Source organism: Adhaeribacter sp. (assembly GCF_057359045.1).
Map to the genome: position 1 here is coordinate 1 of NZ_JBMQUD010000119.1, position 19,039 is coordinate 19,039.

At 42.7% G+C, this 19,039-nt stretch carries 15 protein-coding genes and 2 tRNA genes; 11 read left to right on the forward strand and 6 right to left on the reverse strand.

All coding sequences use genetic code 11. The features are described 5' to 3' along the window. From ACO1R6_RS17680 to ACO1R6_RS17695, 4 genes are all read left to right on the forward strand, one after another. The coding region (locus tag ACO1R6_RS17680) for a hypothetical protein (protein WP_486266354.1) at window positions 1-202 on the forward strand (202 nt) is incomplete at its 5' end. Window positions 203-467: 265 nt separating this feature from the next. Next, window positions 468-1,658, forward strand: a complete 1,191-nt coding sequence (locus tag ACO1R6_RS17685) for an acyltransferase family protein (RefSeq protein WP_486266355.1) — start codon at window positions 468-470, stop codon at window positions 1,656-1,658. A 564-nt stretch (window positions 1,659-2,222) separates the two neighbouring features. After that, window positions 2,223-3,872 (forward strand): alkaline phosphatase D family protein, encoded by a 1,650-nt coding sequence (locus ACO1R6_RS17690; protein ID WP_486266356.1) that lies wholly within the window; start codon window positions 2,223-2,225, stop codon window positions 3,870-3,872. A 447-nt stretch (window positions 3,873-4,319) separates the two neighbouring features. Beyond that, window positions 4,320-5,423 (forward strand): phosphoglyceromutase, encoded by a 1,104-nt coding sequence (locus tag ACO1R6_RS17695; RefSeq protein WP_486266357.1) that lies wholly within the window; start codon window positions 4,320-4,322, stop codon window positions 5,421-5,423. Window positions 5,424-5,643: 220 nt separating this feature from the next. On the opposite strand, the gene ACO1R6_RS17700 is transcribed toward ACO1R6_RS17695, so the two are convergent. Further along, entirely contained in the window at window positions 5,644-6,192 is a 549-nt protein-coding gene (locus tag ACO1R6_RS17700) for an REP-associated tyrosine transposase (protein WP_486266358.1), read from the reverse strand. A 155-nt stretch (window positions 6,193-6,347) separates the two neighbouring features. Between ACO1R6_RS17700 and ACO1R6_RS17705 the strand changes: the two genes are divergently transcribed. Then, the gene (locus ACO1R6_RS17705) at window positions 6,348-6,695 is read left to right on the forward strand and encodes a hypothetical protein (RefSeq protein WP_486266359.1); all 348 of its coding nucleotides are present in this window, start codon (window positions 6,348-6,350) and stop codon (window positions 6,693-6,695) included. A 120-nt stretch (window positions 6,696-6,815) separates the two neighbouring features. Further along, window positions 6,816-7,919 (forward strand): hypothetical protein, encoded by a 1,104-nt coding sequence (locus ACO1R6_RS17710; RefSeq protein ID WP_486266360.1) that lies wholly within the window; start codon window positions 6,816-6,818, stop codon window positions 7,917-7,919. Window positions 7,920-8,052: 133 nt separating this feature from the next. Here the strand turns inward: ACO1R6_RS17710 and ACO1R6_RS17715 are convergent. From ACO1R6_RS17715 to mutS, 3 genes are all read right to left on the reverse strand, one after another. Then, a tRNA-Leu gene (locus ACO1R6_RS17715) sits at window positions 8,053-8,136 on the reverse strand. Window positions 8,137-8,206: 70 nt separating this feature from the next. Then, window positions 8,207-8,282: transfer RNA gene (locus ACO1R6_RS17720), tRNA-Gly, on the reverse strand. A 333-nt stretch (window positions 8,283-8,615) separates the two neighbouring features. Further along, window positions 8,616-11,204: a DNA mismatch repair protein MutS gene (gene mutS, locus ACO1R6_RS17725; RefSeq protein ID WP_486266435.1), complete on the reverse strand. Its 2,589-nt coding sequence runs from the start codon at window positions 11,202-11,204 to the stop codon at window positions 8,616-8,618. A gap of 251 nt (window positions 11,205-11,455) precedes the next feature. Between mutS and ACO1R6_RS17730 the strand changes: the two genes are divergently transcribed. Then, on the forward strand, window positions 11,456-11,989 hold the full coding sequence (locus ACO1R6_RS17730) for an RNA methyltransferase (protein ID WP_486266361.1): 534 nt from the start codon (window positions 11,456-11,458) through the stop codon (window positions 11,987-11,989). A gap of 110 nt (window positions 11,990-12,099) precedes the next feature. On the opposite strand, the gene ACO1R6_RS17735 is transcribed toward ACO1R6_RS17730, so the two are convergent. Both ACO1R6_RS17735 and ACO1R6_RS17740 read right to left on the reverse strand, forming a co-directional pair. Beyond that, entirely contained in the window at window positions 12,100-12,483 is a 384-nt protein-coding gene (locus tag ACO1R6_RS17735; RefSeq protein ID WP_486266362.1) for a VOC family protein, read from the reverse strand. Window positions 12,484-12,524: 41 nt separating this feature from the next. Further along, window positions 12,525-13,391: an alpha/beta hydrolase gene (locus ACO1R6_RS17740; RefSeq protein WP_486266363.1), complete on the reverse strand. Its 867-nt coding sequence runs from the start codon at window positions 13,389-13,391 to the stop codon at window positions 12,525-12,527. Window positions 13,392-13,823: 432 nt separating this feature from the next. Between ACO1R6_RS17740 and ACO1R6_RS17745 the strand changes: the two genes are divergently transcribed. From ACO1R6_RS17745 to ACO1R6_RS17760, 4 genes are all read left to right on the forward strand, one after another. Continuing rightward, window positions 13,824-15,527, forward strand: coding sequence for a sensor histidine kinase (locus ACO1R6_RS17745; RefSeq protein ID WP_486266364.1), 1,704 nt, complete (start codon window positions 13,824-13,826; stop codon window positions 15,525-15,527). A 543-nt stretch (window positions 15,528-16,070) separates the two neighbouring features. After that, window positions 16,071-16,913: a transketolase gene (locus tag ACO1R6_RS17750; RefSeq protein ID WP_486266365.1), complete on the forward strand. Its 843-nt coding sequence runs from the start codon at window positions 16,071-16,073 to the stop codon at window positions 16,911-16,913. Between the two features lie 157 nt (window positions 16,914-17,070). After that, window positions 17,071-18,030, forward strand: a complete 960-nt coding sequence (locus ACO1R6_RS17755; protein WP_486266366.1) for a transketolase family protein — start codon at window positions 17,071-17,073, stop codon at window positions 18,028-18,030. Window positions 18,031-18,344: 314 nt separating this feature from the next. Then, window positions 18,345-19,019, forward strand: a complete 675-nt coding sequence (locus ACO1R6_RS17760) for an HAD family hydrolase (protein ID WP_486266367.1) — start codon at window positions 18,345-18,347, stop codon at window positions 19,017-19,019. Window positions 19,020-19,039: the final 20 nt, after the last annotated feature.

The window sequence follows — 19,039 nt, forward strand, 5'->3', positions numbered from 1 at the left end:
AAACGGCAAAGTACAGGAATTAACCGTTTCTGATCCTTCCCGAAAACTAAAAAGCGTTTCGGTAACCTTGTCTGGCACGCATAAAGCCAAAGGCGATTCTTTTACCATTCTCCCAAATGCCGAACAAGGCAGCACCGCCCTTTTAGTAGATTTACCAGAAGGTGATTTTGCCGGTAAAAGTGTAACCGTTAAGTTTAATTAAAAACCGAATTGAATTTTTAAGAGGCTACACTAAGGTTCCTTGCCTGTAGTAACCCTGGCTGGTATTTACCGGAACAGAGTTCCTCCAGTTTCATCAAAAGTTTTAAGTCTCCCTTTGGAAGGCTTAAAACAGATGGGTTTAACTAAGCTTTATTGAACTTAAGTAATTTGTTGTTTGAAAAATATTAACTATTATGTTTTCTACTTATTAATAAGCTTTACAATTCTTGTATAACAGTTATTGATATTGTTATTTTGCCCTCTTTATGAAAGAGGATAGAGTTTTTTTCCCCGGACTTAATGGTATTAGAGCTATAGCTGCCATTATTGTATTGATTTTCCATACTGACCAATGGAGTAAATATTTTGGATTAGAACCCTATGGATTCTGGAATACCAGAATGCAAACATATGCAGTCGTTCTTTTCTTTGTTCTGTCAGGTTTTCTGATAACTTACCTTCTTTTAAAAGAAAAGGAGAAACATGGACAGATTACTTATAATAAATTTTATCTCAGACGAATATTAAGAATCTGGCCTGTTTATTATACTGTTCTGTTTATTGGTCTTACCTTATTATTTTTATTCCCTAATTTAATTGATCTAGGCCCCAAGCAAAACCTACTAATAACAACCTCCCTTTATACCATACTACTCCCTAATTTAGCTTTTTTCTTTGGCTATAGTCCTGATTTAATTGGTATACTTTGGTCCGTAGGGGTAGAAGAACAATTTTACGCTTTCTGGCCATTCCTCATCAACAAATCAAAAAGTGTGATTAAATCTTTATTATTATTCCTTACAGCATATCTTTTATTAAAATGTTTGGCATTGATAGGAGTGTTTGCTTTTATACCTATAGATGTAAACACTTTATTGTTCTTTTTACCATTTGACTGCATGGCTATTGGCGCAATTGGCGCTTACCTGTTCTATTCCAAAAACAGTTTGTTGAGAGTAATTTACAATCCTGTTATTCAAATATGTGCTTGGACATTCCTATTGATTTCAATTTTCTACTACCCCATTCATATTCCGTATTTGCCTGTGTTTGATAAAGATCTCCATGCAGGGGTCTATGCTGTAATAATATTAAACGTTGGCACTAACCCCAAAACACTAATAACATTAGAAAATAGAGTATTCAATTTTTTAGGTAAAATATCTTATGGTATATATGCTTATCACTTTATTGTATTATTCCTACTCTCTCTTGTTTTAAGAAAATTCTTACCACATATGCCATCCACTGTAGGACACAGCATAATGTTTATAAGTGAATTAGGAGCAACAATCTTAGTTTCTTATATTTCTTACCGCTATTTTGAGTCATGGTTTCTAAAGAAAAAAAACCAGTTCATGCTAATCAAAAGCGGAAATACAAAAGAAAAAGAGAAGGAACTTCAGCTTAACAACAAGGAAATAGAATTTACCAAAGAAAAGCGTAGAAAACTCTAATGTAGAAAAAATTTTTACTGTTTCCCCGGCTGTTTGTAGTCTTCCAAAGGCTGACTACAAACAGCCGGGTAAAAAGGGAGCCTCTTACTTATTACAAGAAGCAACCTTATTACAAGAAGCAACAGCAATCAAACCTTTACCACCCGCATAATCTACACTGTAATAAATATAATGCGCCGGTAGCTACCAAGTTTTGGTGCAGATAATATAGTTTTTCTTCTTTAAAGCTATTCGATTCTAAAGCTATTGGGTGGTTATCTTGTTGCCCAAACTGGTACTTCGTGTTTTGGCTATTCTTTTCGCCGGCGGCCCTAAATAGCCAAAGCATCCAATTGCGTCGACTTTCCTGCGGGTGCTGCTCAATGGCTTTAAGAATAGTAGCAGAAGTAAATTTGGAAGGCTACAAACAACTGGTTGCCTGTGGCCCGGTGATGCAATACCTATTTAGAAATATTTAGCCTAACGTTCCTGCCTTTATGCGTGGTTCTTATTAATTTTTTGCGGCTGCACTATACACTCACATATATTTTTTTATAAATTGAGATATAACTTCTACAAATCGTAATGGAAGAAAAAGATAGTAAATTCGACGAGCTAAGCCCTAAGGAATCTAAAATTAGCGATGAAATAAAAAATAAACTGACCCGGCGCGGATTTTTGCGGGCCACTGAACGCGGTGCAGGCTTATTGGCCGGCATTGGGCTGTTGGGGCCTATGTCTGTTTTGGGTAGCAGCAAACCAGATGCTTCTCCCGCTTCTAATAAAGATTCCTCTCAACCCGATAATTATCCTTTTAAACTAGGAGTAGCTTCCGGCGACCCATTGCCGGATGGCGTAGTACTTTGGACAAAATTAGCGCCCCAGCCCTTAACAGTAGGAGGCGGCATGCCTGCGGAAGCAGTAAAAGTAAGTTGGGAAGTGGCAAAAGATGAAGCCTTCCGGAATATTGTTAAAAAAGGAACGGAGAAAGCAGAGCCGGCAATGGGGCACTCGGTGCATGTAGAAGTTAACGGCCTAAAACCCAATACGCGTTATTATTACCGGTTTAAAACCGGAGCAGCCATTAGCCCGGTGGGCCGAACCAAAACGGCACCGGAAGCAGACGCCGATGTAAAAGAAGTAAAATTTGCCTTTCTATCCTGTCAGAATTTCCCCAATGGCTACTTTACCGCGTACGAACATCTGGCAAAAGAAGACCTAGATGTTGTTTTTTTCCTGGGCGATTATATTTACGAAGGCAAAGGAGATGTGTCGGAAACCGGCCGGGTGCATGTGCCGCCTAAAATCATTGTTACCTTAGACGATTACCGGATTCGATACGGACAATATAAAAGCGACCCGGCCCTTAAAGCGGCTCATGCCGCATTCCCCTGGATTATAACCCTCGATGATCACGAGGTAATCAATAACTGGGGCGGAGAAGACCCAACTAATATTGCTTTTATGGCCCGTCGGGCAGCAGCGTTTCAAGCCTTTTATGAACATACCCCTTTACGCAAGTCCTCGCTACCCAATAGCATTAATATGCTGGTTTACCGCCGGTTTGCCTACGGGAACCTGATGGATGTAAATATTTTGGATACCCGCCAATATCGTTCGGCACCTAATTGTACAATTCCCGACCATTCTCCTTGCCCCGACCGGGTAGATCTATCGCGCACTATAATGGGAGCGGAGCAGGAAGCGTGGTTATTCAAGAATTTAGAATCCTCTTCTGCCCGATGGAATGTACTGGCGCAACAGGTATTAATGGTGCAGCGCGACGATAAAGAAGGCCCGGCAGTAGGTTTTGGTTCGGATAGATGGGATGGGTTTGTGGCCAGCCGCAACCGCTTATTTGAGGTTATCCGGAAGAAAAAACTATTAAATGTAGTAGTGCTTACCGGCGATTCGCACCAAAACTGGGTGAACGACCTGAAAGAGGACTTTGATAATCCGGGTTCTGCTACATTAGCAACCGAATTTGGGTGTACCAGCGTTTCCTCGGGCGGAAACGGGTTAGATTTATCTAAGGGGGGAAAAGTGGCCATGGCAGAAAATGCGCATATAAAATTTGTAAATTCCCAAAGAGGTTATGTGCTGTGTAAAGTAACTCCCGCTAAATGGCACACCTACTTTAAAGTAGTTCCTTACATTGATAAACCCGGGGCCCCTGTTACGACCCGGGCTACTTATGTGGTTGAGCACGGAAAGCCAGGGGCCGTTGCCGTATAAGTTGAAGCCGGTAAAACCATAGGCATACAGGCTAGGGGAAATTTAGGTATTTAAAAGAGGAACTATAACAAGATACAGGAGGCAAAAAGAGTCATTCTGAAAAAATCTAATCGTTTACTTGCCCGTTAGATTCTATCAGCATAACGGAGATTAATACTTTAAAAGTAGCTTAATTTTTTACCCATCTAAATCTGCTCTAATATGCTTAGCCGCAAGGCTAAAGCGATAACACCACCCATAGCGGCGGATTCTTCGCTTTTTAACGATATACCAAACAGCTTCAATATTTAATAACCGCTAAACAGGTTCCAATACTGGAAAAATCAAGTCCTGTAAAATTCTACCTCTTACTGCCAGATGAGTTATTCTTTTGCTTCTTATATCTTTAAGTCAATATCTGACTTAAGTTTTACCACAACCTAGCAAAATATCTAATAAGTTTATAGCATGATTCAGATAAATAAAAAGTTACTGTTGCTGCTGAGTGGCTTTATTTTATTTTCTCAGGCCGCATTTGCGCAGAACAAAAGTAAAACACAAAACATATTTGTGATAACTTTAGATGGCTTCCGCTGGGAAGAGTTGTTTGGCGGAGCAGTTGACAGCCTGATAAAAGACCCCGTGTATGTAAAAGATACGGTTGCTTTGGGTAAATTATTTGGGGCATCTTCTGCCCGGGAAAGGCGCGAAAAATTGATGCCCTGGTTCTGGAATACAATTGGTAAAAACGGGCAATTATACGGTAATCGGTGGCTAAACAACAAAGTAAATGTTTCCAATTCTTATTGGTTCTCTTATCCTGGTTATAACGAAATCCTGACTGGATTTGCCGACCCGCGCATTAATTCCAATAACAAGATAGATAACCCGAATGTAACCGTTCTGGAATGGATTCAAAATCAACCAGCCTATAAAGGCCAGGTCGCCGCTTTTGGCTCCTGGGATGTTTTCCCTTTTATCATCAATGAACAACGCAGTGGTATTCCGGTAAATGCCGGATTTCGTACGGTGGCGGGCAAGAGCTTAAGTAACCGGGAGATTTTTTTAAATGAACTACAAGCGCAGGTACCCAGCCCCTGGAGCTCCGTTCGGTTAGATGCTTTTACCCACCATTATGCGCTGGAGTATATTAAGCGTAAACACCCGAAGGTTGTTTTTATTTCTTATGGAGAAACCGACGACTTTGCCCATGACGGGCGTTATGACCACTATTTAAAATCAGCGCACCAGACAGACGCCCTGATTAAATCATTATGGGAGTATACGCAGTCCGATTCCTTTTATGCTGGGAAAACGACTTTTCTTATTACAACGGATCATGGGAGAGGCAGTCAGTCCAAAAAAGGCTGGAAATCACACGGAAAGGATTATATTGGTTCTGATGCTATCTGGTTTGCGGTTATGGGACCAGATACACCGGCTACTGGCGAAATGAAAAAGAACGGACAATATTGGCAAAATCAGTTAGCGAAAACTATTGCTGCTTTTTTAGGGCTTGATTATACTAACGAGAAGGCGGTTGGTAGTTCCGTAAAGGAAGCTTTGAAATAGAAATAATTTGGAGGAGAATTTATCCGGTGTTTTAAAGTTTAGTATTACTGCTACTTACAAATATTGATACAATAGTTATTTAAAATACTTAAATTAAATAAGCCAATTTTATAACCTACGTATCAGCTGTTTATAGTCTCTGATACCCCCAGCTGTTTGTAGTCTTCCGCAGGAGACTGCAAACTTTTCATGAAACGGGAAGTCTCCGACTTACCACATTTTACAAAAAAGTAATATTAATCAAACCTTTACCACCGGCATAATCTATGGCACTGGAATAAATATAATGCTCCGGCTCAGCTACCAAACCAGCGGCTACCGGATTCTGGTGCAAGTAATATAGTTTTTCATCTTTAAATTGATTAGACTCCAAGCTTATCGGGTGGTTATCCTGCTGCCAGAACTGGTATTTCGTGTTTTTACTATTCTTTTCGCCAGCGGCTCTAAATAGCCAAAGCATCCAATTGCGCCGGCTTTCCTGCGGGTTGTGCTCAATGGCTTTAAGAATAGAAGTAGAAGTAAACTTTATGAAATCCCGCAGAATAGCCGATAAGGCAAATCCTTCGGCCGCCGATACAATCAGGTGCAAATGGTTGGATAGTATGCACCAGGCGTAGATAATTAATCCTTTTTCTTTCTGGCAGTACTGCAAACTTTCTACTACCACGTTGGCATAATCTTTCCGGGTAAACACATCTACCCACTCCACCACCGCAAAGGTGATTAAATAAATACCGTTCTGGTCTCTGATTTGGTAGCCGCCTTGCATGTAGTTGCCTTTGCTGGTATGTACCGGAACAGCGTTCCTCCGGTTTCATTAAAAGTTTGCAGTCTCCTGCGGAAGACTACAAACAGCGGGGGTGATACCCTTTCGGACTATCAACCAAGTGAAGAAGATATAAAGAGAAAAGGAGCTTTAAAATAATGGATTCCATTTTTGTTTATAAAAGCCACCTAGTTTACAACTCTTCAAACCTTTTATTTACTATTGTCCAAGATTCAATAAGATTTCCTAAATTAAAGCCTTTAGCAGTTTATATGGAAGGTGATTATTTAGGAACTTACAGAATAGTTGGGAAGAATGTTTTTGCAGCAGGTAAACTTTCCGAAATGCTTTCCTTTTTGGTTTTTGGCTCTATGGTAACCGAAGGTCTTAAGGAGATTAGGACAATAAAAATCAAAGGGCGGATGTCGGATAAAACTAAAATGGCTTTTATCTGCCTTGAACATATTAATTACGAGGGGAAGTACTCCCTTCATGAAAAAGCTTAAAACTTATAATTACGATTACTAAGGTGTAGAATATGGAGGCTTAAAAGGTCTTCATATTTCTGCACCTTTTTTCTTGTTCCGTAAGATGGGATTTTATAATTATGCTTATACCAATTTAGAATGAGAACTTATCAAAAAAAGTATATTCCTTATGAACCTCAAAGGGATGTATTGTTTGTGTTTGGTGCTGGTGCCTCTATTGCAGATGGGGCGCCTTTACAAAAAGATTTACTTCCTAATATTTTAAATGGAACACCTTCTCAAGCCTCAAAATTACTTGAAGTATTTATAGAAGATAACTTTCATATAATCAATGGACATTATCCTTCCTTAGAATCTATTTTTGGATACTTAGATTATTTTATATCTAAACTGGAGAGTTTAGGGAAAAGCTATACAACTCAGAAAATTGTCACAGTAAAAGAAGCCTTAATTCGTTTAGTTCATCATACAATTAGCATATGTAATAATAGTAAGGGGGTATATAAACGATTCTGGCAAAAAGTAGCTGTTTCCAATAGGAATGTTTCAGTTTTAACTATGAACTACGACACATTATTGGAAGAACCATTTGATTTCTTATATCCTGATATAGCAGCAATAGATTATTGTATAAACTTCATGAATTATGACCATTACAATAAAATCGATGCCTTTCATTGGTGGGATAATCCTAGAGAACCATTAACGGTTTGGAAAGGAGGGGCTCCAAAGCCTATTAAAATTATAAAAATACACGGTTCCTTAAATTGGAAGTATTGCAATTGTTGCAATCAAGTCTTACTAACTCCCTGGGATACTGAAATTGACTTAGACGCACAAGGATTTAAAGGTGTAATTTGGCCAAGCGATGAGAATCTGGAAAAGATTGAATACGATTTAATTTGTCCAAATGATGAGAATCCCTTTGATACTTTTATTGTTCCACCGTCTTACATAAAAAACTTAACTCATCCAGCTATTAATAAACTAATAGATGAAGCTGCAATTGAAATAAGGAAGGCTAATAAGATTGTTTTTGTCGGCTACTCATTTCCAGAAGCTGATGTTCATATTAAAGCCCTATTTAGGAAGAACATTTCTAAAGCAGTTACCATTGAAGTAGTAGACCCATTCCTTACTGACCAAGTAAAGAGTAATTATTTAAGCCTGAGCAAAACCGTAAATTTTATTGAAGGTACTTTTGAAGATTATATAGAAAATAAAATGGAGCTTAAACATTAATGAACCCAGCTGTTTGTAGTCTTCCTACGGAAGACTACAAACTCTAAATGAATTTGGAAGTCTCCGACTTCCTACTGCTGTTCAGAAAAAATGGGGATAAAACAAAAAAGCCGCTAAAAAGCGGCTTTTTATGTACCAGGGGCGGGACTTGAACCCGCACGAACTAATGTTCACAAGATTTTAAGTCTTGCGTGTCTACCAGTTTCACCACCCCGGCAGGAAGGTTTGCACCTCCACAGACTTAGAGATAAAGAAAAGACGTTGCGGGCGCAACGTCTTTTCTCTTCTGGAGCGAAAGACGGGGTTCGAACCCGCGACCTCGACCTTGGCAAGGTCGCGCTCTACCAACTGAGCTACTTTCGCGTTTTGTTATCGCTACACCGTGTTACTGTGTTTTGATGATGCAAATGTACGCAACTTCTGATTATTGTCAAGTACTTTCTGTAAAAAAAATTCAGCTTTTTCCTTTTAACCTGATTTTCAGGAAGAAAATTTTTTATCCCTCCCCGAATGGATTAATACCTATTATCCTTTTTTCTCCCCGTACGGGTGTGTAATAGCCACTCCCCCATTTTTTTGCAACCTGTTTAGGTGCCGCTTTAGCTAGCTGCTTACAAATTTTACAGCACCACCAGTTTGGTTATCACCAAACTAGTGGTGCTTTTTAGGTAAATATTTGCTGGTAATTCTTAACAGCTACTTGTCTTTCTTGGCCTCATTGGCCAGCATTTTCAACTCGTTTAGCTTTAATAGGGCTTCTACGGGCGTAATGGTATTAATATCCAACTTATCGAACAGATCGCGGATTTTAAGCATCAGCGGGTCGTTTAGCTCAAACATGTTTAGCTGGAATTTTTGCTTGGGTACCTGTTGGAACGCTTTTTTATCGCCCTGCCGGATTTTGTCCTGCTCCAGGTGGTGCATAATTTCGTTCGCCCGTATCACCACGTTGTTGGGCATACCAGCCAGTTGCGCCACGTGTATCCCAAAGCTGTGTTCGCTGCCGCCCGGCATGAGTTTGCGCATAAACAATATTTTATTCCCAGCTTCTTTTACCGATACGTTAAAGTTGCGCACGCGCGGCAGTTCTTCGGCCAGTTGGTTTAGCTCGTGATAGTGGGTGGCAAAAAGCGTTTTAGCGCGGACTTTGGGGTGGTTGTGCAGGTGCTCCACAATGGCCCAGGCAATCGAAATACCATCGTAGGTGCTGGTGCCCCGGCCAATCTCGTCCATCAGTACCAGGCTGCGGTCCGAGAGGTTGTTCAGGATGCTGGCCGTTTCGGTCATTTCCACCATAAAGGTACTTTCGCCGCGGGCCAGATTATCCGAAGCCCCTACCCGCGTAAATATTTTATCGATAATGCCTACTTCGGCGGCCTGGGCGGGCACAAAAGAACCAATCTGGGCCATGAGCACAATTAAAGCGGTTTGTCGCAGCAAAGCACTTTTACCGGCCATGTTGGGGCCCGTAATTACCATTAATTGCTGCTCTTCGGTATCCAGGAAAATATCGTTGGGAATATAGCTTTCGCCGGGCGGTAATTGCCGCTCAATTACCGGATGACGCCCTTTTTTAATGTGCAGGGTTTTGCTTTCGTTTACTTCGGGCTTAACGTACTTAAACTGGATCGCCGCCAGCGCAAAAGAAGTCAGGCAGTCAATGGTGCCCAGTACTTTGGCATTCTGTTGGATCTGGCTGACAAAATCGCCAACTGAGAGCACCAGTTCGTTAAATATTTGCTGCTCGATGGTGTAAATACGGTCCTCGGCGTTTAATATTTTTTCTTCGTATACCTTTAATTCTTCGGTAATGTAGCGCTCGGCGTTTACCAAAGTTTGCTTCCGGATCCAGGTGGCGGGCACTTTGTCTTTGTGGGCGTGGGTAACTTCTAAATAATACCCAAAAACTTTGTTATAGGCAATTTTAAGCGAGGTAATGCCGGTATTTTTCACTTCGCGCTGCTGCAACTGCAACAAATAATCTTTACCCGAAAAAGCAATTTTACGCAGCTCATCGAGCTCTTCGTGAATGCCGTTGTTGATAATATTGCCCAAATTGGTGAGCACCGGCGCATCGGATTTTATTTTAACTTTAATTTCTTCCCGGATGCTCTCGCAGGAAATAAGCTGCTCCGAAAGTTTTTGCAAGGCGGGCACTTTGCTGTACGCCAGGAGCTCTTTTATGGGCAGCATGGCTTCCAGCGCCCGGCTCAGTTGCAACAACTCGCGCGGGTTTATGCGTTTTACGGCTACTTTCGAGATCAGGCGTTCCAGGTCGTTTATCTGCTTCAGGTAATGCACAATGTCGTGCAGCAAATCCGGATTCTGGATTAAAGCTTCTACGGTATTGAGTCGGCGCTGAATCTGGCTAACTTCTTTTAAGGGCAACAGCACCCATTTTTTGAGCAACCGCGCGCCCATGGGCGTTACAGTCTGGTCCAGAATATCAATTAAGGGCACGCCTTCCTGGTGTTGCGGGTACACCAATTCCAGGTTGCGCACCGTAAATTTATCGAGCCACACGTAGCGGTCTTCTTCCAGGCGGCCAATAGCCCGGATATGCCCGATTTCGTGGTGCTGGGTTTCGGCGAGGTAGTGCAAAATACAGCCGGCCGCAATAATACCTTCTTTTAAACCTTCTATACCAAAACCTTTAAGGGAGGTAGTACCAAACTGCCGGGTAAGCAAATCGTAGGCAAAATCGTAACCAAAAACCCACTCATCTAAAGCGTAATGAATATAATCGGGCCCGAACGAAAGTAAAAAATCTTCTTTGGCGCGTTTGCAAAATAATACTTCGGCGGGGTTAAAGTTTTGCAGCAGTTTCCGGATGTATTCTTTATCGCCCTGGGCCGTAATAAATTCGCCGGTAGATATATCTAAAAAAGAAATGCCGGTTTGTTCTTTGCCCAGGTGCAGTGCTGCCAGGTAATTATTGCTTTTTTTCTCCAGTACCTGGTCGTTAAAAGATACGCCGGGCGTTACCAGTTCGGTTACGCCCCGCTTTACAATGCCTTTTACCATTTTGGGATCTTCGAGCTGGTCGCAAATGGCTACCCGCAACCCGGCCCTTACCAATTTAGGCAAATACGTATCGAGGGAGTGGTGCGGAAAACCCGCCAGCGCTACTTCCGAAGCCGTACCGTTGCCCCGTTTGGTTAATACAATGTCTAATATTTTAGCCGCTTTAACCGCATCTTCGCCAAAGGTTTCGTAAAAATCGCCGACCCGGAACAGCAGCAAAGCACCGGGGTGTTTGGCCTTAATGGCGTTGTACTGCTTCATGAGCGGTGTAACGGTAGCCTCGGCGGTTGCACTTTCTTTTTTCCCGCTTTTTTTGCCGGTTGGCAAATCCAGAATATCTTGTTCTTCTTTCGTTAATTCCACAAATCGTCCCTTTTTTCCGAAATAATAAAGGCAAGATACAGCCAATCTGTATAATTTTGCCCCCCGAAACTATATTTTTTTGGTAGCTGCCGGGTGGCCTTAGCCCCGGTGAGTTGGTTTACTATTTAAATTTTACAAAATATAAACAGATGCGCAAGCTTAAAATGGAAGAACTGAACCGGGTATCGGTAGAGGAATTTAAAACTTTACCCAAGGTGCCCGTAGTAGTAGTGCTGGATAACGTGCGCAGCCTGCACAACGTGGGTTCGGCGTTCCGAACCGGCGATGCCTTTCGGGTAGAGAAAATATTTTTGTGCGGCATTACCGGCACACCACCCAATAAAGAAATAAATAAAACTGCTTTGGGCGCTATCGATTCGGTTACCTGGGAGCACGTACCCGATACCGCCGCTTTGGCGCAAACCTTAAAAAATGAGGGCTACCAATTAATTGCCCTGGAACAAGCCGAAGGCAGCACCCTTTTACAAAACTTTACACCGGACCCCGAAGCGAAATACGCTTTTATTTTTGGCAACGAAGTTTTTGGCGTAGCCGATACCGTAATGCCCCTGGTAGATACCGTAGTAGAGATTCCGCAGTTTGGCACGAAACATTCTTTAAATATTTCGGTAACGGTAGGCGTAGTTCTCTGGGATTATTTATTAAAAACCGAGCTGAAGTAAGCTGCATTACGGGTAAAATAAAAAGCCGCCAGTTTAGCAAGGCTAAACTGGCGGCAGGTACTTATTACTTTGGGCGGCGCCAAAGTGCTGGGGCAAACTAGCAGGATAGGCTAAAACTCTTTTTGTTTTTCTTCGCCTTTAAAGTGGGGGTTTTCAATAATGCCAAAAATATTGCCGAACGGATCCAGAAGAGTAGCTACGTAAATGCCGCCGCCTACTTCCCGCACCGGCGCGTGCTCCCGGGCACCTTTCTCGATTAAGCTTTTATAAGTTTGATTGATATTATTTACGCCCCAATAGGTTTCTACATTACTGCCGGCGGCTAAGTTGGTCATGTCGGGGTCTAGGCCCAACTCATAGCCACCCACGTTAAAACCAACGTAAAAAGGCTCATCAAAATACGGCAATACGCCTAAGGCTACACTGTACCAGGCTTTGGCCTGGGCCAAATCGGGTACGTGGTAAATTACGGTTCTTAATCCCTGAAACTGCATTTTGTTTATTCTTTAGTTAGCCAACAGCTTTTACAAGTAATTTATTTGGGGGCGGCTACTGGCAATGGGCTGCTGCTGCGGCTTACTTTCTGAAAAAATAGTAAGTGGTACTCCAGCGCATAGGTCCAGTAAGTCCAGGTATGGGCACCGGGCCGCTCCAGGTATTCGTGAGGCGTTTTGTTGTACACCAGCCGGCGGTGGAGTTCGCGGTTGCTCTCGATCAGAAAATCATCCACTCCGCAATCGAAAATTATTTTAACATCGTTATTTTTTAGTTTTTCGGCCATATACACCACCGAGTTGCTTTGGAATTTATCCAGGTTTTGCGCTTTGGCGCCCAGCAACTTTTCTAAGCTCTGGTTCAGGTTTTTGTTATCCATACCCGAGATATCCAAAGCGCCGCTCATACTACCGGCCGCACTGTACAGTTCTGGGTGGCGCCCCGACAAATACAAAGCCCCGTGGCCACCCATGCTTAAACCCGATATAAACCGACCGTTCCGGTCTTTCTGGGTGCGGTAATGGCCCTCTACTTTTTCTACCAGTTCGGGGGTAATAAAAGTTTCGTACTGACTTTCGCGGTCCAGCGGACTATCGAGGTACCAACTGCTATAGCCACCATCGGGGGTAACAATTATTATTTCGTATTTATCGGCCAGGTTATGCAAAAGTTGTTTATCAGTTATGCGGGTAAGCCAGTCGCGGAAATTGCCGCTATACCCGTGCAGCAAGTAAAGTACCGGGTAAGCAGTTTTGCTTTTTTTATACGTTTGCGGCATTACTACCCCAGCCCGTAAAGTTTTACCCATGGCGGCACTTTTAATTTCCAGGGTATCTACTTTGGCGGCTAAAACCGGGCCGCTCGCCAACATCAGCCATAATATTATTACGCCAAATATTTTTTTCATTTTTAAATAAATGCTTAACGTGTATGTCACCGGCAGTAATGTTAAGAGATTATCCGAAGAGTTACAAAAAATATGATTTCAACTTTTCTGCCTTCTCTGCCCCTACCCAGCTATTTAGGCCGTTGCATAGAGCATTAGGCAAATTAAATACATTTTTATCTCTGAATATTCAAACAATATCTATGTATATTAGTATAAAAGTTTACGTATTTACTTGTTAAAAGTGAATATCCCTAAGCTGGTGCAGGCATTTAGATAATGTTTACCGCTATAAATGGGCCTGTAATTTATTCAGAAATTTTCTACCGCCTATAACCCATTTTAATAACTACCGGCTACCTAAACGTGTGCCGCTTAAATATCTAACCGGCTAGTAAATTAAAAGCTTTGTAGGGTCTATTCAGACAAAATACCAGGTAAACTGGCTGCTATATGGTTAAACCAGACAATCCCTTATCAAACCGTTGGCGACGCACCTCCCGCACGCTTACACTGGTAGTTTTGGGGCTGGGATTATTGAGTATGGGAAGTTGGCTACTAGCTTATTTAAACGTCTGGCCCGGCTTTTTTACTACGCCATTCATGAAAGTAAATACAGCGGTGGCCTTAATTTTAAGTGCCGGTTCGTTGTGGTGTTTACACCTGGAGTTAAAAACAATAGCCTGGTTAGGCATTCTTTTAATTGTAGCTGCGGCTTTTATTACCTTAGCCGACTACCTCTGGCAATTGCAACTGGGCGTAGACCAATGGTTATTACCCGACCCCAGCGCGGCCACCATCAATAATTCGCCGGGTAGGCTATTGGTGCTACGGGCGCTAATCTTTTTCTTTCTGGCGCTGGCCATGCTGCTGTTTTCGTTAAAGCACTTTACTTTGGGGCAACTATTAGCGGCGGTTATTTTCATGACCGCTTACGTGGCCCTCATCAGCAATTTTTTCCGGATAAGAGGATTTCCGGATCGGGAACAGTACCTTATTATTTCGAGTTACCCGGCATTTTCTTTTTTACTTCTTAGTTTAGCCTTGCTTTTGTTTTGCCCGGCCCAAGGCTGGATGAAACTATTATCGAGTAAATATGTAGGCGGCACACTAGCGCGCTCTGCCTTTATTTATTTTTTACTCGTGTCGCCGGTACTTATCGGGTTTTACCTGCATAGCCTGAGCAACTGGCAATTTTCTCCTGGCTTAGGCATTCTGTTTCTTTTTCTTTTAACCTGTTCGATAACGTTACCGGTAACGTTCTTTTTCCTGCAACACCTAAATAAACTAGATGCCCAGTTAAAAAGAGCCCACAACCACTTACAAGTAGCCAACACCGATTTGTCGGTCCGGAACGAAGATTTAAGCGAGGCCCTGGACGAAGTAAAAGCCAGCAACCGTGAGTTGGCCGTAATGACAAAAGAAGCTTTACTGAGCAGTCAGGCCCTCGAACACAAAAACACGGAGCTTTCGCGCCTGAACCAAAGCCTGGACTATATTGTACAAATGGCCAGCCACGACCTCAAGTCGCCGGTTTTTAACTTAGAACTACTGGTGCAGGAACTGAAACAAACTTTACCAACCAACATATCTCCCGAATGCGACCGTCTACTCACCATGGTAGAAAGTTCAATTCTCAGTTTAAAAAGCACCATATCCGGGCTAACGCAAATAATCCGGTCGCAGCAAATAATTATCGGGCTGGAAGTAAAAGTTTCGTTTTCGAAATTACTCCAGGAAATTCAGCAGGAACTCTCCCAGGAGATTGCCCAAACGCAAGCCCAACTGCACCTGCACCTGGCTGTAGATATTATTGAGTTTTCGCGGCTGCACCTGCACAGCGTTTTACTAAACTTGTATTCTAATGCGCTTAAGTACCGGCACCCCAATAGGCCACCCCTTATTAAAATTACCACCCAGCCCGTGGCCGGTGGCATTACAGTGCAATTCTCCGACAATGGTTTGGGCATGTCGGGGTACCAGGTAAACCATTTATTTGCGCTGTTTAAACGCTTTCATAAGCACGTAGAAGGTACTGGCATTGGTTTATACATTGTAAAACAAACCATCCAAAACTACGGCGGCACCATTCAGGTAGAAAGTACCGAAGGCCAAGGCACACGCTTTATTATTTTTTTACCCCAAAAATCCCAATAAGCTAATTAGCCGCCCGTATGCTGAACCATGAGTAAAATCTGCTTAAAAATAAACTTGAGTAACCGGTAAAATATCCTGCTCAAAATATTTCTTCCGGAAAATCCGGCAACCTGTTTAACCGTCAGATTTCTCCGGAAGAAAATTTAATTAAAAGAACTGCTTAAAAAATCGCCTCTTTCTTTGCCTTATAACCAGTAAGCTTTAACTTTCGCAAAAACTTACAAGTGTAAAAAATACAACTAAATTATATCCTTAAAATCTGTAGTTTAGATCCTTCCCAATGGTAAGGATAAAACAGGACCCAAACAGGTAATTTAAATATTAATTAAAGACCAGGTTAACGTAACAGGTAAGTTTCTTTTAACCCAAAGCCGGCAAAGGGCTGGTATTTTGTACAATGCCTCCTATATTAGCGGTCAGATTTTTTTATACCTAATATTATTAAGAACAAGCCGGTTAGCCATTATGTAAAATCAGGGAGGTTTACCCACCGCCACGACTTACAGATTTACCTCAACCAGAAACAAAAACAACTAAATAAAAATGGAAATTCAGGAATTAGAAAAGATTGCAAAACAGGTTCGCCGCGACATTGTCCGGATGGTACACCAATGCCAATCGGGGCACCCGGGGGGCTCTTTGGGTTGTACAGATTTTTTTGTGGCGCTTTATTTTAAAGTAATGAAGCACAACCCGGAGTTTAACATGGATGGCGTAGGCGAAGATTTATTTTTCCTGTCTAACGGTCATATTTCGCCGGTTTGGTACAGCACTTTGGCCCGGGCCGGTTACTTTGAAACCAGCGAACTGAAAACTTTCCGGCAAATAAATTCCCGCTTACAAGGCCACCCAACTACCCACGAGCATTTACCCGGTATCCGGATTGCTTCCGGCTCTTTGGGCCAGGGCTTATCGGTGGGTATTGGCGCAGCACTTACTAAAAAATTAAACCAAGACAACAGCCTGGTATTTACCTTACACGGCGACGGCGAATTACAAGAAGGCCAAATTTGGGAAGCTGCCATGTTTGCCCCGCATAATAAAGTAGATAACCTGATCGCGACGATCGATTATAATGGCCAGCAAATTGACGGCCCTACTGATAAAGTACTTTCGTTGGGTAACCTGAAAGCCAAATGGGAAGCTTTTGGCTGGGATGTACTCGAAATGAACGGCAACGACCTAACCGATGTAATCCGGGTACTGGAACTGGCCAAATCGAAAGCATTTAAAGGCAAACCCATCATGATTTTAATGCAAACCAACATGGGCCACGGTGTAGACTTTATGATGGGTTCGCATAAATGGCACGGCGTAGCCCCCAACGATGAGCAATTAGCGGCCGCTTTGGGTCAGTTAACCGGCTACCTCGAAGATTATGTATAAATGGGCTAATTTGATGATTTGATAATGTGCGAATTAGGCCAGGAATTATTAACGCCATGGGTTTAAAAGCTAAATTCAACTTTATCTTCCTTTTAGCCGGTACAAATAAACTTTTACAAATCCTGCTGGGGCAGGAAACTCAACTCGAAATTATTAAATGAAAAAATATACTTTCACCGAAAAAAAAGATACCCGGTCGGGGTTTGGTGCCGGCTTATTAGAAGCTGGTAAACGTAACGAAAATGTAGTGGCTCTTTGTGCCGATTTAATTGGTTCGCTTAAAATGGAAGCCTTTATAAAAGAGTTTCCGGAGCGTTTTGTGCAGGTTGGTATTGCCGAAGCCAACATGATGGGCATTGCCGCCGGCATGACCATTGGCGGAAAAATTCCGTTTACCGGTACGTTCGCCAACTTTTCTACCGGCCGCGTTTACGACCAAATTCGCCAGTCGATTGCGTACTCAAACAAAAACGTAAAAATATGCGCTTCGCACGCCGGTCTTACCCTGGGCGAAGACGGGGCTACCCACCAGATTCTGGAAGATATTGGGCTCATGAAAATGCTGCCCGGCATGACCGTTATTAACCCCTGCGATTATAACCAAACCAAAGCCGCTACCATTGCCATTGCCGAGTACGAAGGCCCGGTTTACCTGCGCTTTGGCCGACCGGTAATGCCTATTTTCACCGACCCGGATCAGAAATTTGAGATTGGTAAAGCCTGGACCGTAAACGAGGGCTCCGATGTAAGTATTTTTGCTACCGGCCATTTGGTTTGGGAAGCTATTCAGGCCGGCGAAAAGCTAGCCGAAATGGGCATCGACGCCGAAATTATTAATATCCATACCATTAAGCCGCTCGACGAAGCTGCCGTGCTGGCCTCGGTAGCCAAAACAGGCTGCGTAGTAAGTGCCGAAGAACACAACCGTTTAGGTGGCCTTGGCGACAGCATTGCACAATTACTCATTAAAAATACCCCAGTACCCATGGAGTACGTAGCCGTAGACGATAGCTTTGGCGAAAGCGGCAAACCCGCCGACCTCATGAAAAAATACGGTTTAGATGCCGACCACATTGTGCAGGCGGTACAACGGGTAATGGCTCGCAAGAAGAAATAAATTTAATGTTAGCTTCATTACTAGAGCTAACATTAAAGCTGTTTAGGGTTTTGGAAATGGTATGAACGTTTGCCCTTGCCGCGTGTTTTCACCGGCAAGTAGTTGGGCAAAAGCTAAATAATTGGCGGTGATAACACCACCCATGGCAGCGGTTAGTCCATTTAGCAAAACACTAAACGAGTTTAATTGTAAGCCCCTTTTCCCAACGGAGAAGGGGCCTTATTTTTATTTTAATTGATTAAACCGCCCGGCCAAGAAAGCGGTTCTACCGGCGTAATCTCTCCCAAATGCTGGCTCTCAAATATTACTACACTATGCAAAATATTAAACCCAATACTGCCAGCGCCTTTATTTTTGACTTAAACGGCACCTTAATCGACGATATGCACTACCATGCCCAGGCTTGGTACCAAATATTAAACCAGGATTTAAACGCTAATTTAACTTGGGACGAAGTAAAAGTACAGATGTACGGCAAAAACAGTGAATTATTGGATCGTGTTTTTGGCCCCGGCCGGTTTAGTGCCGAAGAGGTTATAAATTTATCTTTGGAAAAAGAGCGCCGGTACCAGCAGGAATATTTTCCGCATTTGGCCTTAATAGCTGGTTTACCAGCCTTCCTGGCCCAAGCCCAGGCGCATCAGATTAAAATGGCAATTGGCTCGGCCGCCATTCCGTTTAACATCGATTTTGTACTGGATAACTTAAACCTGCGGCATTATTTTAAGGCTATTGTAAGCGCCGACGATGTAAAAGACAGCAAACCCGACCCGGAAACGTTTTTGCGAGCCGCCGAATTATTGGGCGTTGCCCCTGCCGCCTGCGTTGTATTTGAAGATGCACCTAAAGGAGTAGAAGCTGCCGAAAATGCCGGTATGCCCTGCGTGGTTTTAACTACTACTCACCCCGCCGCCGATTTTAACCAGTACAAAAATATTATCTGCTTTATACAAGACTACACCGATCCGTGTATATCGCAACTTTTTTAGTAAGTTATACCACTCGGTTA